The sequence below is a fragment of the Paraprevotella clara YIT 11840 genome (assembly GCF_000233955.1).
Taxonomy (GTDB): Bacteria; Bacteroidota; Bacteroidia; order Bacteroidales; family Bacteroidaceae; genus Paraprevotella; species Paraprevotella clara.
The window spans coordinates 43,036-58,091 of record NZ_JH376618.1; the positions used below are offsets into that span (position 1 = coordinate 43,036).

Genomic DNA, 15,056 nt, shown 5'->3' on the forward strand with positions numbered 1-15,056 from the left:
AAACGAAAGAGTATGACTATCAAACAATTATCCGTTTTCTTGGAAAACAAAAGCGGGAGAATCAACGAAGTGACCAAAGCTTTGGGCGAACAAGGTATCAACATGCACGCTTTCAGTATGGCGGAGACTACGGATTTCGGTATCCTTCGTTTGATTGTGTCCGACGTAGACAAGGCGGTAGAAGTATTGCGTGCGAAAGATTTCGCAGTGATTCTAACCGATGTGGTTTGCATCAGTTGCCCGAACGTGGCCGGTGCGCTGTCTAAGATTTTGGAGAAGTTGGCCGAGCATCAGATTTTTATCGAATATATGTATGCCTTTGCCCAGGGAGACCGGGCGAATATCGTTATCCGGCCGAGCAATCTGTCCGAGTGCCTGAAACAGCTTTCTGAGGAAGACTGCCATATTTTAGGAGACCAACAGCTTTAAGGGTAGAGCTAAGGAATAGAAAGATTAAAGAAATACAGTCGGATTGTCGAGTGGAAAGGCAGCCATCTTTCATATAATTGAGACGATGGTTGCTTTTTGTTTTATAGTAACAGAGCTGGAATCTGATAACAAAAAAGGAAGAAAATATAAGTTATTTTCTTCCTTTTTCCTTTGAGCCGACACGGGGACTCGAACCCCGGACCCTTTCATTACGAATGAAATGCTCTACCAACTGAGCCATGTCGGCTTTTGATTTCGCGTGCAAAGGTAGGACATATTTTTTAAATACAAAAATAAAACCGGATTTTTTTCAGGGTAAGATGAAAAAAAACTATCTTTGCTTTTATTAATACCTATATTAAATGAAGAAAGCGCTGTGGTTAATCCTTTCTATAGCTTGTGTTACCGGGCTTATGGCCGGCCGGCGGCCGGATAGAAAGCTTATGATAGAACAGATGGTTTTGGTGAACGAACGTTTCATGGCTCAGCACCCTGTGGCGGGGGATTCCATACGGATAAACGGTGTTCGTCCCTCTAATATTTGGACGCGTAGTGTGTATATGGAGGGGCTGTTGGCTTTGAACGAAGTTGCTCCACAGCCTCGGTATGTGGAATATGCCATGGATTGGGCTGTGGCGAATTTGTGGGGATTCCGCGGAGGTTCGCATACACGTAATGCCGACAACCAATGTTGCGCGCAGGTGTATATTGATTTGTATCGCCTGCATGAAGATGCCCAGGTTTTGGGGAATACGGAACGTATGCTCAATAACGTGGTGAACAGTACGGAACGAGGGGATTGGTCGTGGATAGATGCCTTGCAAATGGCCATGCCCGTCTATGCAAAAATGGGCGTAGTCAAGCAGGACATTCGCTATTTCCGTACGATGAGGGAACTGTATGGCTATACGCGCGACTGTGCCGGACAGGTCGGACTGTTTAATACGATAGACGGTTTGTGGTGGCGTGACGCCGATTTTATTCCGCCTTATAAGGAGCCGAACGGGAAGAATTGCTACTGGAGCCGCGGGAATGGCTGGGTTATGGCGGCGTTGGCACGTACGATAGACGAGATGGAACGGGCGGAGGATTTGTTTGTCGGAGGCGAGAAGCAGGAGATTGCGGACATCAAGAAATTGCTGACGGATGATTTCCTTGCCATGGCTTTCTCAGTGAAGAAATGCCAACGGAGCGATGGTTTCTGGAATTGCAGCCTGACCGATGAATTTCATTACGGAGGTCCGGAAACAACCGGTACCGCGCTGTTCCTATATGGTATGGCATGGGGAATGCGCAATGGGGTCTTGTCGGACGATGTTTTTGGAGAACCTGCATTAAAGGCATGGAATGCGTTGATGCACGACGCGGTTCATCCGGACGGATTTCTGGGATACGTGCAAGGGACCGGTAAAGAACCGAAAGACGGTCAGCCGGTAGGATATGACAGCAAGCCGGATTTCGAGGATTTTGCCATCGGTTGTTATTTGTTGGCCGGTGCCGAGATGATAAAGTTTTTAACTCAATAATATAATCGTTTTATTAACCTAATTTTCATGAACAAACATCGCATTTGGGCATCGGCTTTTGCCATGCTCGCCTTGACTTACGGTGGGAAGCTGTCCGCACAGGGTCGTTTGAACTTGGCGGGACAGTGGGAGTTTCAAATTGACAGGGCTGATAAGGGAACAGCCGATAAGTGGTACGACCGGCCTTTGGAAGACCGTATCTTGTTACCCGGCAGTATGCCGCAACGTTTGAAGGGTGACAGGCCGTCGGTGGAAACGCAGTGGACAGGGTCGCTCTACGATAGTTCCTATTTTTATAACCCTTACATGGAGAAATACCGTCGGGAAGAGAACTTCAAGTTGCCGTTTTTCCTGACGCCCGACCGCCACTATGTGGGGACGGCCTGGTACCGGAGGACGGTGGAAGTGCCGGCTGATTGGAAGAACCGTCGCGTCGTATTGTATCTTGAGCGTCCGCATATCGAGACGGAATTGTGGGTCAACGGAAAGAAAGTCGGGGGCGACAACAGCTTGTGCGTGCCTCATTGTTATGACGTGACGGACTATGTCAAAAGCGGGGAAAACGCTTTGGCGTTGCGCGTCAGCAACCGTATCGACGGCGTTTGTGTGGGAGCGGACTCGCACAGCGTGACCGACCAGACACAAGGAAACTGGAACGGTGTGGTGGGACGTATGGAATTGCGGAGCACGCCTCTTCTGTATGCCGAAGACATACAGGTCTATCCGAACATACACGACCGTACGGCCACCGTGCGGATACGTTTGAAGCAACATCGCGGCAAAGGACGTCCCGATGCCGAGGTCAAGTTGTCGGCCAAGAGTTTCAATGCCGATGTGGAGCACGAGATTCCGGTTGTGTCCCGCCGGGTGAAGCTGAAAAAAGGACAGGCGGAAGTAGAGGTCGTGTTGGACATGGGCGAGAAAATGCAGTTGTGGGATGAATTCAATCCGGCATTGTATGAATTGACGGCGGAAGTCTCTTCCGAACACGGGACAGACAAACAGACCCGTACTTTCGGGATGCGTGAGTTCAAGATAGACGGAAAGATGTTTTATGTGAACGGCCGGCTCACCCAGTTGCGCGGCACGGTGGAGAACTGCGATTTCCCATTGACAGGATATGCCCCGATGGACGAGGAGTCGTGGGAGCGGGTGTTCCGCATTTGCCGGAGTTATGGGCTGAACCACATGCGTTTCCATTCTTTCTGCCCGCCCGAAGCCGCCTTTGCGGCGGCCGACCGTGTGGGATTCTATTTGCAGCCCGAAGGACCGAGCTGGCCGAACCACGGGGTGAAGCTGGGGAACGGAATGTACATCGACCGTTATTTGATGGAAGAAACACAGCGCATGAACAAGGCGTATGGCAATTATGCTTCGTTTTGCATGATGGCCTGCGGCAACGAACCGGCGGGCAACTGGGTGGCTTGGGTGAGCGATTTCGTGGACTATTGGAAGAAGACGGACAGCCGTCATGTATACACCGGCGCGTCGGTCGGAGGCGGTTGGGCTTGGCAGCCTAAGAGCATGTACCATGTGAAAGCCGGTGTGCGCGGGTTGGACGAATGGCGCCGCCGTGCACCCGAAAGCATGTCCGACTTCCGAGCGAAAATCGATACGGTGAGTGTGCCTTTCGTCTCCCACGAGACCGGACAATGGTGCGTATTCCCTAATTTCGATGAAATCAGTAAGTACACGGGGGTGAACAAAGCCAAAAACTTCGAGATATTCCGCGACATACTGAACGACAATCACATGGGCGGAATGGCGCACAAGTTCATGATGGCCTCCGGCAAGCTGCAAACCCTGTGCTACAAACATGAGATTGAACGGACATTACGTACACCGGATTATGCGGGATTCCAGTTGTTGGCCCTGAACGACTACTCCGGGCAGGGCACGGCTTTGGTGGGGTTGACGGATGTCTTTTTTGACGAAAAGGAATACTGTTCACCGGAAGACTTCCGGGAGTTCTGTTCGCCGACGGTGCTGTTGGCGCGCATTCCCAAGTTTACCTATTGGAACCGGGACGCTTTTACGGCGGCGGTCGAGGTGGCCCATTATGGCAAAGCGGCGATTCGTGACGCAGAAGTGTCCTACCGTATCTGCGACAAGTACGGGAAAACGTATACGGAAGGGACTTTGTACAACGGTGATGTGGCTTTGGGCAACAACATCGGTTTGGGCAACGTGACGGTTGCTTTGGACAAGATAGGTGCGCCTCGGCAAATGGTGTTCGAGGTGATGCTGAAGGGAACGTATGACCTCGATGGCCGCAAGGAAGAAGTGCGAAGCAGGAACCATTGGGACTTTTGGGTGTATCCTCAGACGACGTTGGATGATTTGGCCCGTATGGACACCGGCGACGTGTACATCACGGATGTCTTGGACGAGAAAGCCGAACAAGTGTTGAAGGCAGGAGGCAAGGTGTTGGTGACGGCAGCCGGAAAGATTACTTATGGAAAGGACATCGTGCAACAGTTCACGCCCGTGTTCTGGAACACGAGTTGGTTCAAGATGCGTCCGCCCCACACCACCGGGCTTTACATCGAAAGCAACCATCCGCTCTTCCGGAACTTCCCCACGGATTACCATAGCGACATGCAGTGGTGGGACTTGGTGAACCGTAAACAGGTCATGCAGTTTACGGAATTTCCGGCTGATTTCCAACCGATCGTACAGAGCATCGACACGTGGTTCCTGAGCCGCAAGATCGGTATGCTGTTCGAAGCCAACGTGGCGGGCGGACGGCTGATGATGACCACCATGCCGTTGGATGCGGACAGCGGGGTGCCCGTTATCGCCCAAATGCGCAAGGCCGTCATCGCTTACATGCAGTCGGATGATTTCCGCCCGCAATACACGGTGGATTTGCAGTGCGTCAAAGACCTTTTCACCAAAGAAGCTCCCAAGGTGAACATGTACACCAATGATTCGCCCGATGAGTTGAAACCGAAACTTAATGCCAAGAAATGATGCGACGCCACCTTATTATATTAGGACTATGGGCATGCGGCACGGGATTTTCCGTGTTGCATGCCTCCGATGGTGGTTACTTGTTGCAACTGACTTCGGACAAGCGCGTACCGGTGCAACGTCTGTTGGAGGAGGGCGATACATTGTCTGCCGCACCGTTGGCCGGACACCGGCTGTCTCCCGAAGACCGTTATACACCGGAGAAAGGGTACGGCTATGACCTGCTCGCCTCGCCGGACGAAAGCGGCGACCGCCCTTATTATGTCTCCGTACAGGTACCCGACGGGAACTACCGCGTCACGGTACTCCTGGGTAACCGCAAGGAAGCAGGCGTTACCACGGTGCGGGCGGAGTCGCGCCGCTTGTTTTTGGAAAGCGTGCCGACGAAGAAAGGGGAGTTCCGCACGTTTACTTTCACAGTCAACAAACGTACACCGAAAATCTCCGACACCGAAGCGGTGCGCATCAAACCGCGCGAACGCTCCAAACTGAACTGGGATGACAAGCTGACGATTGAAATCAATGGTGACCGTCCGCAGTGTGCGGCCATCCGGATTGAACCGGACCGCCGTGTCCCGACCCTGTTCCTGGCCGGAAACTCTACCGTGGTGGATCAGGACGAAGAGCCGTGGGCCAGTTGGGGACAGATGATTTCCCGTTTCTTCGATGCGGAGGTCTGCTTTGCCAATTATGCGGAGAGCGGCGAATGTGCCGACACTTTCATCCGTGCCGGACGGTTGAAGAAAGCTTTGTCGCAAATGAAACCGGGCGACTACATGTTCATGGAGTTCGGGCACAACGACCAGAAACAAAAAGGACCGGGCAGGGGAGCTTATTATTCCTTCGCCACAAGCCTGAAAACGTTCATTGACGAAGTCCGGCAGCATGGCGGACATCCTGTGTTGGTGACCCCGACCTGCCGCCGGGCTTTCAAGGACGGGAAGATACAGCCCACACACGCCGACTATCCCGGTGCCGTGCATTGGGTGGCCGAACGGGAGCAGGTGCCTTTGATAGATTTGCAGGAAATGACGCGCGTTCTGTTTGAGGCTTTGGGAGAGGAAGGAAGTAAAAGAGCTTTCGTGCATTATCCGGCCGGTACTTATCCGGGGCAGGACAAGGCTTTGGCCGACAACACCCATTTCAATCCTTACGGGGCATACCAGATAGCGCGGTGTGTCATCGAAGGAATGAAACAAGCTCGTCTGCCTTTTGTAGACCACCTTCGCGAAGACGTGCAGCCTTTCCGGCCTTCCGTGCCGGATAGTCCGGATGCGTTCCACTGGGACGAAAGCCCCTTTGTGGAGATGCAGAAACCCGATGGCAACTGATTTGCTATCGGGTTGCGCTTTAATGTAAGCCTATGCAAGAACCGCATTCTGTTTTTCTTGTTACCCTGTTCTATTTGATTCGTTTTTCTTGCGTATTACCAGTCAAAGTGTTATTTTTGCAGATGTCGGTAGCAGTTGTTTTCCGAATGGTTTAGAGTTTAATGGCTGCTGCATAAAAGTGGGAATTTTATACTTGAATGTTTTTTAAAGGTATATGGAAAATGAACTAATGATGGTGGAATACCTGATAATTTGGATGGTATTTTCATGCGGCATGACAGTGGTGAGTTATTTTATGTGGAAAAACAAACGTAAGGAAGTCCGGAATTTGTTGGAGGGTTCCGGAGAAAAGGTGTGCATGACATTGAACGGGGGAGGGAGTACATTGGACTTGCCGGTTTGTGTGTTGGCGAGTTTGGTGATGCTTGGGGCGTATTGTTTTGCTTGGGCTTTTGTCGGAGGCATGGAAGGAACATTGGAAGATGAAGAACTTTCGATGTTCTCTTATGCGTTGATCTTTATAGCTTTTCTCATGTTGGCCGTTATGGTACTTCTTTTTAAGAGGTTTTATAAAAATGTTTCTTATGCTTTTATTTTGGAACATGACATCGTGTCCTACAACGGATTTGGGTACGCCGCTCCGAAGAGATACCCGTTACGGGAACTAAAGTTCAAGGTTGAGAAACAAAGGTATAATGTCGAAATTTATTCTTTTACGGATAAGGACGGTCGGGAAATGATAAGAATTAGAAAGGAGGATTTGCCGAAATATCCGGATTTGGCCGAACTGTGTGCCCGTCCGCGAGAGTAGTTTGAATGTGTCTCATAGTATTTGTTTACCCTGTTTCCGGCGCATGGTGGTGGTCAACTTACAGAATAGATATAGCATGGACTGGGAAGCCGGATGTTGTGGCTGTTAATTCCTTTTACCTTCTTCTTATGATTGGTTTTCAGAGAGTTAAGCTCTTGAAATTGATGACAGGAGAATGAAAAACGAATCTGCGCCAAACGAAAAATCAATCAAAGGAGAACAATTTTTCGTTTGGCGCAGATTCGTTTTTGTATATGCTTTTCTCGCAGAAACACCTGAAAACAGCCTGTTTCCTGTTTTCAAACATCTTGAAACCTATAAGGCAGAAGAACACACGAACAAAAAAGCAAGATAACTTTCACGAGAAAGATATGTCCTTTTGTTCTTATGTCTTATCATCTTCAACATGCAAACGGATTTTCTGCGATGGGCAATCATGCCGGAAGGGGATTAACACCCGCCTCCGCAACAGCCTCCCCTGCGGTGGTGATGCCTTCTGTCCTTGCGGTGATGGTCGTAGTCACAGCAATGTCCTTCGTGCCTGCAATCCCGGCACTCGCTGCATTCTTCGTTTCTGCGGCATCCGGCACATTCCGAGCAGTCCGTCTTGCACGTACAATCCTTGCATGTGCAATCTTTGCAACAGCATTCCGTTTTATCCCTTTTGTCTTTTTTGTCCTCGCTGTTTTCCTGTGCGGCATAAACGGTAAAGGACACTGCGCTTAGAAGCACCGCGCAACTCAATAAGAACTTTTTCATCCGTTTTCCTTTTTAGTTAAACACCTTATTTGTCCGGCTTTTCCGCCCTAAGTCGGGGCCTTGCCTTCATGTCCGCAAATATAGGGAATAAAACGAAAGGGCTATAGCTTTTTAGAAGTTATTATGTTTTATGGACGATAAAATTTTTGAAACGTTCCAAGCCTTCTGCCAGTATGGCACGAGGGCAGGCGATGTTCCAACGCATGAAGCCTTCGCCTTCCTTGCCGTACATGGCTCCGGCATTGAGCCAAAGCCGGGCTTCCCGAGTCAGGCGGTGTTCCAGTTCGGCGGAAGGCGTAGCCAGTGTACGGCAGTCCATCCACACCAAATAAGTACCCTCCAGTTTGCAAATCGGAAAGTCCGGAAGGTGTTCCGTGCAGAACTCTTTCATGTACCTGTAATTCCCTTGCAGGTATGCCAACAGTTGGTCGAGCCAGTCCTCCCCCTTGCGGTATGCGGCTATGGTGGCGATTACTCCGAAAGGATTGACGTCGCACACCTCGTTGATGTTGATGGCTTTGTTGATTCGGCGGCGTATTTCTTCGTCCGGAGCCACGATGTTGGCGATTTGCAGTCCTGCGATGTTGAATGATTTGCTGGGGGATATGCAGGTGACGGCATGTCCCGTGACTGTTTCCGGCAAGGAGGCAAAAGGAGTATAGGCATGTCCCGGGTAGGTCAGTTCGCAATGTATTTCGTCGGACACCACCGTCACGTTGTGGCGGAGGCAGATTTTGCCGATTTGCATCAGTTCCTCCCTTGTCCACACCCGTCCGGCGGGATTGTGGGGATTGCAGAGCAGCATCACTTTTACCCGTTCGTCGGAGGCTTTCCGTTCCAAGTCTTCGAAATCGATGCGGTAGGTATGGTTTTCGTAAACGAGCGGGTTGCTTGCCGTTTCGCAGCCGTTGTTGCGGATGGAGGAGAAAAAGCAGTTGTAGACGGGCGTCTGCACCAGTACTTTGTCGCCCGGCACGGTCAGGGCCTTGATGATGGCGGACACGGCAGGCACTACGCCGGAGGTATAAATCATCCACTCCTTTTCAATGGCCCATCCGTGCCTGCGTTTGAACCACGCGCAGACGGCTTCGTAATACTCATCGGGCACCCGTGTGTAACCGAAGATGCCGTGTCCCACACGGTCGGCCAAGGCTTCCGTGATGGCGGGAGCCGTGCGGAAATCCATGTCCGCCACCCATAAAGGAAGTACGTCGCTGTCCGCCGCGCTGTCCCATTTGTAGGAATTCGTATGGCGGCGGGGAATTATCTCGTCAAAATCGTATTTCATACGCAGTCGCTGAAACAAGTTTGTTCGTCCCAAAGTTTAAGTTCACAGTCGGCAGGTGCCTTGATGTTTTCGTCGAGGATGATGTCGCCGTAGCTTTCGGCGACGATACATCCGGAAGAGGGATTTTTCACGCCGCTTATCGGTCCGTTGATGGTGGCCCGTACGCTGCTGTACTCGAAAGCGCGGTCGCATTCCGGGCCGAAAGTGCAATTCTCAAGCACCAGATCGCGGGCATAGCAGAGCGGTTGTTCTCCCGTGATGTGGCAGTTCACCAGACGCAGGTTGCGCGAGTGCCATCCCAAGTATTCGCCGTTCAGTTCAGAGTCGTACACGGTGACGTTTTCCACTTCCCAGAACGCATCCTTTGTGGTAATCCTGGCATGGTGGATTTCAACGTCTTTCACGTACTGGAAGACGTATTTGCTATCACTTTCCAACCCGTCTATGCGGATGTTGCGGCTGAACATGAACGGGTATCGCCCGTCGTGCAGCTTCAGGTTCTTTATGTCCAACCGGTTGCATCTCCAGAAAACTTCGTCGGCATCGTTGATTTCCACATTCTCGATTTCTATGTCCGTCATTTCGCGGAACATTTTGGGAGCATCGATGCGTGTGTCGGTCATCTTCAAATGGTCGGAATACCACAGGGCGGAGCGTCCTCCCACGTCGAAGAAACAGCGGTCGATGACGAAACCGTGCACGTGCCAAAAGGGGTAATTGCCTTCGAAACGGCAGTTGGTGGCGATGATGTTGCTGCATTCTTTGATGGCCGATTCCCCAGCACGGACGGTCACGTGGTCCAGATGCAAGTCGCGCGAGCCGAACAAGGGGCGTTCACCGCCAAATTCCATGTCTTTTATCAGTTGCATTGTATGATTGTTTTTAAAGTTTGTTACTTTAGAAGTCGTATATGGCTTTCTTATGTTTCTATACCTATTATATATGTGCAAAGTTACGCCAATATCATGGATTGAAGGGTAGACGGATTACGGATGTTACAACCCAAATTACGGAAACCGTGAGATTTTTGTCGTGCAAGGCTTCCGGTCAGATTTTCATCCACTGTTTTCCTCTCAGCCGGATCAGGAATATGATTCCACGGAAGCACAATTCCGCACACATGGCCACCCATACACCTTTCAGGCCCATGGTGGGAGCGAGCCACGCCGCCAACGAGATTCGCACGGCCCAGATGCTGAAAAAGTTCATCAATGACGGGACGAGGGTATTGGCTGCCCCGACGAATACGCCGTATGATATGATGGCTGCCGCAAACATCGGCTCGGCAAAAGCTTCAATGCGGAGTGCCATTATGCCCAGTCTGCGGATTTCTTCCACGGGAGTCATCGTACCGATAATCTGCGGGGCAAAGATGTACATCACGACGCCCATTATTCCCATGACCGCCATGCCCATGAATACGGTGATGTAAGCAAAGCGGCGAGTGAGCCGGCGCCGTCCGGCACCGAGGCTTTGTCCTACCAACGTGGTTGCGGCATCGGCTATCCCGTATCCGGGCATGTAACAAAGGCTTTCGGCGGTGATGGCAAATGAGTTGGCCGCTATGGCCGGAATGCCGAGAGGAGCCACGATGACGGTGGTCATGATTTGTGCTCCGCAAATGACGACGTGCTCCAGGCCCATCGGCAGGCTGATACGGATGGAGTTCCGGACTATCGGTGGCGTGGGAAGAGACGGGCTTTTGCGCCATGCTTTTATCTTTAAGCCGGACGAACGGGTGAAGAGATACCATAAGGTTATGGCGGCAGCTACGCTTTCGGCAAGTCCCGTACCCAAGGCGGCACCCTGTACGCCTAATCCCGCACCGGGTATGGACAAGGTCAGCCCGCCTACGGATAACTCACGCGATGGGAAGATGAGAAAGAAATTGAAAACGACATCGAGAATGCACATCAGTACACCGGCGATACTGGGAATGCGCATGTTGCCGCTGCAACGTAACATGCCGGCGGCCAGAAAGTTCATTTGCAGGATAGGGAGGAAGAGCGAGAAAATCAGGAAATAAAGCGAGGCGTCGCTACGAATGGCGCTGTCGCCTCCCAACCATTGGGGCAAGGCTCCGCTGACGGACACTCCGATTGCGGCCAACAGTGCGCTGAATGCAAATGTCGAAGGTACGGAACGGCGCAATATGGAACGTGCGCAGTCCCAGTCACCGGCTCCGATTCGATGGGCTACTTGTACGGAGAAGCCTGTGGATGCCGCAGCACAAAGTCCCCAGAAAAGCCATGTGGTGGTGGATACCAATCCGATAGAGGCCGAGGCATTCGCACCGAGGCTTCCCACCATCGCGGCATCGATGTATTGCATGACGATGGCCGAGAGCTGGGTTACGATGGCGGGTATGCTCAATGCCACCGTAAGGCGGAGCTGTTCGCCGGATGTCATCGGTCGGCCTTCGCGGATTAGGGCGAGCAGGTGGTCTGTTTTCTTCTTCTTTTCCTTCATGTATGTTTTGGGTCTGTTTGACGGATGGTTTTAGCTTGCACTCTTCTATGGCCATGCAAAGTTCGGGAGAAAGTCAGGGTTGGGGAGTAGACAAATTACGGTTGTTATAACCCGAATTACGGATATTCTTACCAATATTACGATTTCAGGCTGAAGATTAGGGCAAAATCACTATATTTGTTTCCAAGAACATAAACAATGTGCTTCAATATGGAAGAAATTATCAAGCTCGACACGGTAGGTTTGTACAATAAGCTCTATGGTGTGGAAACGTTGCATCCGTTGGTTTCGGTCGTCGATGCTTCGGAAATCAAACAGGATCTTCCGGCAAACGTCACGCTCAACTACGGACTTTATGCCCTTTATCTAAAGCAAACCAAGTGCGGAGACCTGCGCTACGGTCGGCAGTTATATGATTACCAGGAAGGTACGGTGACGAGTTTTGCACCGGGGCAAGTGGTGGAAGTCCGTCGTGACACGAATGTCCGTCCACAATGGCAGGGGTTGGTGTTTCATCCCGATCTGATACGCGGTACTTCGTTGGGACAAGACATCAAACAGTATTCCTTCTTTTCGTATGCTTCGAATGAGGCTCTTCATCTGTCCGACGAAGAGAAAAGCATTTACCGAGACTGTCTGGAGAAAATCAAGATGGAGCTGGCCCGTCCGGTGGACAAACATAGCCGCCGCCTCATTGTCCGCAACATCGAACTTCTGTTGGATTATTGCATGCGTTTTTATGAACGGCAATTTGTTACGCGGAGCAAGGTGAACAAAGACATTCTGGTAAGATTTGAAGAACAGTTGGATGCTTATTTCCAAGGGGGGCGTCCGCAGTCGGAGGGGCTGCCTACCGTGAAATATTTTGCGGATCGGATGAACCTGTCGCCCAATTATTTCGGAGATCTCGTCAAGAAAGAAACAGGGCGTACGGCGCAAGAGTACATCCAAGGCAAACTGATAGAGGTGGCCAAGCAGGAGATTCTCGGTTCGAGCCGTAGCGTAAGCGAGATAGCTTACCGTCTCGGTTTCCAATATCCGCAGCATTTCACACGGATTTTCAAGAAGAGTGTCGGATGTACGCCGACCGGATATCGGGATTTGCAGGTTTGATAAGAATAGGAGGGAATGAATATATCGTCCATTCCGTTGGGTGATTGCACCTGCGGAATGGACGATATGCTTTTTATTTCAGGTATTCCTTGTAGAACTGTTCGAGCTTGTCGAATGGAATGGCTTCCGGATTGTCGTAAAGATCTACGTGGGTGGCTCCGGGGATGATCAATAACTCCTTGTTTGGGCCTTGCAATGTCTTGAACGCGTCCTCGCTGAAATAGCGCGAATGGGCTTTTTCCCCGTGGATGAGCAGTACGGCACTCCGTATTTCGTTGCTGTATGCGAGTATCGGCATGTTGATGAACGGGAGGGACGAGGTTTTGTTCCAACCTCCGTTCGAGTTGAGCGAACGTTTGTGGTAGCCGCGCGGTGTCTTGTAATAGGCATGGTAGTCCTTCACAAACTGTGGTGCGTCCTCGGGCAACGGGTCGGCGACTCCGCCTGCGAGGGCATACGTTCCGTTTTTGTAATCTTCCGTGCGTTGTGCGTTGAGTTGCCGGCGGAGTTCGTAGCGCGCGTCGGCGTCCGTCCCGTCGAAATAGCCGTTGGCCGTCACCCGGCTCATGTCGTACATGGTAGAGGCCACGGTGGCTTTGATTCTGGTGTCGATGGCTGCCGCATTAAGGGCAAAACCGCCGAACCCGCAGATTCCGAGGATGCCGATGCGGTTTTCGTCAACTTCGTCACGTGTGGCGAGATAGTCAACCGCTGCGCAAAAGTCTTCCGTGTTGATGTCGGGTGAAGCCACGTAACGGGGTTCACCGCCGCTTTCTCCGGTGTAAGAGGGGTCGAAGGCAAGGACCAGGAACCCTCGTTCGGCCAATGTCTGGGCATACAATCCGGAGGCCTGTTCTTTCACGGCTCCGAACGGGCCGCTCACGGCAATGGCGGGAAACTTGCCTTCCACGTCCCGGGGTACATACAGGTCGGCGGCGAGCGTTATACCGTAGCGGTTGTGGAAAGTAACTTTCGCGTGGTCTACTTTTTCACTTTTAGGGAACGTCTTGTCCCATTCTTCCGTCAGATTGAGTCTTTTTTCCATAAAGCTATCCTTTTCCAATGGTTTTACTTGTGCCATAAGGCTTCCCGACACGCAAAGGCATATAGCCATTGTTGCAGGTATGTTTTTCCAAATTTGTTTCATTTCGTTTAGGGTTTGGTTTGATGAAGGCAAAGATAGGGACTTATGTGCTTGCTGCGGGTAGACGGATTACGGATTCTGCAACCCTAATTACAGATTTGGGGATGGCTCGCTCCGGCAAAAAAAGAAATCCGTAATTAGGGTTGTTGTATCCGTAATTGGGGTTATATAAGCGAAAGGATAATCTGCTACCTTTGTAATAACCTATGAGATAAACATGAGTATGAAAAAGGTTATACACGGAGCCGGAGGCTTCGTATGGATAGGGTAAAATGGCAAAGACAGGAGTGAAAAAGGATAATAAGACATTGGACATAAAGACCGTGTGCGAATGTTGTCATTGTTTGGGCAGCAAGACGCTGCATCCGCAGGTGAGCCTTATCAATCTGGAAAAGCCGGAACTGGAAGAGGATGCCGTGAAGTTCGAATTCTATGCCATCTTGTTGATAGAGGATTGTCCGGACGGTTGTTGCTGTTGCGGCCGGAAGTATTATGATTATTCCGTGGCCACGATGGTATTCCTTACGCCGGGTGAAATCTTCCGTATGAGCAAGGAAGACACGTTGCCCCCCAAGGGCTGGCTCCTGGCATTCCATCCCGACTTGCTGTTCCGCACCTCGCTCAAGAACCACATCAAGAATTATACTTTCTTTTCTTATCACAAGGAAGAGGCGTTACACCTCTCCCGGCGAGAGACTTCCACAGTGACTTGCCTGTTGGAGCATATAGAAGAAGAACTGCACCATCCGATTGATGCACATACCGGTACCATCCTTTCGCGCCACATCGAACTTTTGTTGGATTATTGTACGCGGTTCTACGAACGCCAATTCATTACCCGTGAAAACAAAAACAAGCTTTTGCTGGCCCGTCTGGACCGCATGTTCGATGAATATCTTGATTCCGGACGGTTGTCGGCAGGAGGTTTGCCCGTCCTGGCGCAGTGTGCCGCTGCGCTGAATCTGTCTGCGGCTTATTTTTCCGACTTGTTGAAGTTCGAGACCGGTAAGAGTTTGGAGGAATATTTTGAGTTCAGGAGACTGGATACGGCCCGGCGTTTATTGTCGGAAGGCATGCACACACCGGCCGAAGTGGCCCGTTTGCTGGGGTATCCGAACGTACAATGTTTCAGTCTGATATTTAAAAGGGTGGTAGGGGTGCCGCCGGGTGAGTTCCGTTATTCACGGAATTAAAAACCTCTGCACCCGTGAAG

The 15,056-nt window shown here is 51.1% G+C and carries 13 protein-coding genes and 1 tRNA gene; 8 read left to right on the plus strand and 6 right to left on the minus strand.

The window, feature by feature from the left end:
- Positions 1 to 12: 12 nt before the first annotated feature.
- A complete protein-coding gene (locus HMPREF9441_RS13325) occupies positions 13 to 429 on the plus strand; it encodes an ACT domain-containing protein (RefSeq protein ID WP_008622114.1) in 417 nt (138 codons plus the stop codon).
- A gap of 174 nt (positions 430 to 603) precedes the next feature.
- On the opposite strand, the gene HMPREF9441_RS13330 is transcribed toward HMPREF9441_RS13325, so the two are convergent.
- Positions 604 to 676, minus strand: a tRNA-Thr gene (locus tag HMPREF9441_RS13330).
- Between the two features lie 115 nt (positions 677 to 791).
- Here HMPREF9441_RS13330 and HMPREF9441_RS13335 point away from each other — a divergent pair.
- The 5 genes from HMPREF9441_RS13335 to HMPREF9441_RS13355 all read left to right on the plus strand — a co-directional run bounded on the left by HMPREF9441_RS13335 (position 792) and on the right by HMPREF9441_RS13355 (position 7,425).
- Positions 792 to 1,955, plus strand: a complete 1,164-nt coding sequence (locus tag HMPREF9441_RS13335) for a glycoside hydrolase family 88/105 protein (protein WP_008622123.1) — start codon at positions 792 to 794, stop codon at positions 1,953 to 1,955.
- Positions 1,956 to 1,982: 27 nt separating this feature from the next.
- Complete coding sequence (locus HMPREF9441_RS13340) at positions 1,983 to 4,928, plus strand: exo-beta-1,4-galactosidase (RefSeq protein WP_008622124.1); 2,946 nt, start codon at positions 1,983 to 1,985, stop codon at positions 4,926 to 4,928.
- A complete protein-coding gene (locus HMPREF9441_RS13345) occupies positions 4,925 to 6,259 on the plus strand; it encodes a rhamnogalacturonan acetylesterase (RefSeq protein ID WP_008622125.1) in 1,335 nt (444 codons plus the stop codon). Before HMPREF9441_RS13340 ends, HMPREF9441_RS13345 begins: the two co-directional genes overlap by 4 nt.
- A gap of 214 nt (positions 6,260 to 6,473) precedes the next feature.
- On the plus strand, positions 6,474 to 7,070 hold the full coding sequence (locus tag HMPREF9441_RS13350) for a hypothetical protein (protein WP_008622127.1): 597 nt from the start codon (positions 6,474 to 6,476) through the stop codon (positions 7,068 to 7,070).
- Between the two features lie 175 nt (positions 7,071 to 7,245).
- Positions 7,246 to 7,425, plus strand: coding sequence for a hypothetical protein (locus tag HMPREF9441_RS13355; protein WP_008622129.1), 180 nt, complete (start codon positions 7,246 to 7,248; stop codon positions 7,423 to 7,425).
- Positions 7,426 to 7,520: 95 nt separating this feature from the next.
- On the opposite strand, the gene HMPREF9441_RS13360 is transcribed toward HMPREF9441_RS13355, so the two are convergent.
- From HMPREF9441_RS13360 to HMPREF9441_RS13375, 4 genes are all read right to left on the minus strand, one after another.
- Positions 7,521 to 7,829, minus strand: a complete 309-nt coding sequence (locus HMPREF9441_RS13360; RefSeq protein WP_172634963.1) for a hypothetical protein — start codon at positions 7,827 to 7,829, stop codon at positions 7,521 to 7,523.
- A gap of 121 nt (positions 7,830 to 7,950) precedes the next feature.
- Entirely contained in the window at positions 7,951 to 9,117 is a 1,167-nt protein-coding gene (locus HMPREF9441_RS13365) for a MalY/PatB family protein (protein ID WP_008622132.1), read from the minus strand.
- A complete protein-coding gene (locus HMPREF9441_RS13370) occupies positions 9,114 to 9,986 on the minus strand; it encodes a DUF3737 family protein (RefSeq protein ID WP_008622133.1) in 873 nt (290 codons plus the stop codon). The genes HMPREF9441_RS13365 and HMPREF9441_RS13370 overlap by 4 nt, the downstream gene beginning before the upstream one ends.
- A gap of 178 nt (positions 9,987 to 10,164) precedes the next feature.
- Positions 10,165 to 11,586 carry an MATE family efflux transporter gene (locus tag HMPREF9441_RS13375; protein ID WP_008622134.1) on the minus strand — a complete coding sequence of 474 codons (1,422 nt, stop codon included), beginning with the start codon at positions 11,584 to 11,586 and terminating at the stop codon, positions 10,165 to 10,167.
- Between the two features lie 210 nt (positions 11,587 to 11,796).
- On the opposite strand from HMPREF9441_RS13375, the gene HMPREF9441_RS13380 reads away from it, so the two are divergent.
- Positions 11,797 to 12,699, plus strand: a complete 903-nt coding sequence (locus HMPREF9441_RS13380; protein ID WP_008622135.1) for a helix-turn-helix domain-containing protein — start codon at positions 11,797 to 11,799, stop codon at positions 12,697 to 12,699.
- 73 nt (positions 12,700 to 12,772) lie between these two features.
- Here HMPREF9441_RS13380 and HMPREF9441_RS13385 read toward each other — a convergent pair whose 3' ends face one another.
- On the minus strand, positions 12,773 to 13,846 hold the full coding sequence (locus tag HMPREF9441_RS13385) for an alpha/beta hydrolase (protein WP_008622137.1): 1,074 nt from the start codon (positions 13,844 to 13,846) through the stop codon (positions 12,773 to 12,775).
- Between the two features lie 269 nt (positions 13,847 to 14,115).
- On the opposite strand from HMPREF9441_RS13385, the gene HMPREF9441_RS13390 reads away from it, so the two are divergent.
- Positions 14,116 to 15,036 carry a helix-turn-helix domain-containing protein gene (locus HMPREF9441_RS13390; protein ID WP_008622138.1) on the plus strand — a complete coding sequence of 307 codons (921 nt, stop codon included), beginning with the start codon at positions 14,116 to 14,118 and terminating at the stop codon, positions 15,034 to 15,036.
- The last annotated feature ends 20 nt before the right edge of the window (positions 15,037 to 15,056 follow it).

Excerpts from the sequence above, each read along its gene's own strand:
- HMPREF9441_RS13325 (WP_008622114.1), top strand. The coding sequence starts at position 13 with ATGACTATCAAACAATTATCCGTTTTCTTGGAAAACAAAAGCGGGAGA.
- HMPREF9441_RS13335 (WP_008622123.1), top strand. The coding sequence starts at position 792 with ATGAAGAAAGCGCTGTGGTTAATCCTTTCTATAGCTTGTGTTACCGGG.
- HMPREF9441_RS13340 (WP_008622124.1), top strand. The coding sequence starts at position 1,983 with ATGAACAAACATCGCATTTGGGCATCGGCTTTTGCCATGCTCGCCTTG.
- HMPREF9441_RS13345 (WP_008622125.1), top strand. The coding sequence starts at position 4,925 with ATGATGCGACGCCACCTTATTATATTAGGACTATGGGCATGCGGCACG.
- HMPREF9441_RS13350 (WP_008622127.1), top strand. The coding sequence starts at position 6,474 with ATGGAAAATGAACTAATGATGGTGGAATACCTGATAATTTGGATGGTA.
- HMPREF9441_RS13355 (WP_008622129.1), top strand. The coding sequence starts at position 7,246 with ATGAAAAACGAATCTGCGCCAAACGAAAAATCAATCAAAGGAGAACAA.
- HMPREF9441_RS13360 (WP_172634963.1), bottom strand. The coding sequence starts at position 7,829 with ATGAAAAAGTTCTTATTGAGTTGCGCGGTGCTTCTAAGCGCAGTGTCC.
- HMPREF9441_RS13365 (WP_008622132.1), bottom strand. The coding sequence starts at position 9,117 with ATGAAATACGATTTTGACGAGATAATTCCCCGCCGCCATACGAATTCC.
- HMPREF9441_RS13370 (WP_008622133.1), bottom strand. The coding sequence starts at position 9,986 with ATGCAACTGATAAAAGACATGGAATTTGGCGGTGAACGCCCCTTGTTC.
- HMPREF9441_RS13375 (WP_008622134.1), bottom strand. The coding sequence starts at position 11,586 with ATGAAGGAAAAGAAGAAGAAAACAGACCACCTGCTCGCCCTAATCCGC.
- HMPREF9441_RS13380 (WP_008622135.1), top strand. The coding sequence starts at position 11,797 with ATGGAAGAAATTATCAAGCTCGACACGGTAGGTTTGTACAATAAGCTC.
- HMPREF9441_RS13385 (WP_008622137.1), bottom strand. The coding sequence starts at position 13,846 with ATGAAACAAATTTGGAAAAACATACCTGCAACAATGGCTATATGCCTT.
- HMPREF9441_RS13390 (WP_008622138.1), top strand. The coding sequence starts at position 14,116 with ATGGCAAAGACAGGAGTGAAAAAGGATAATAAGACATTGGACATAAAG.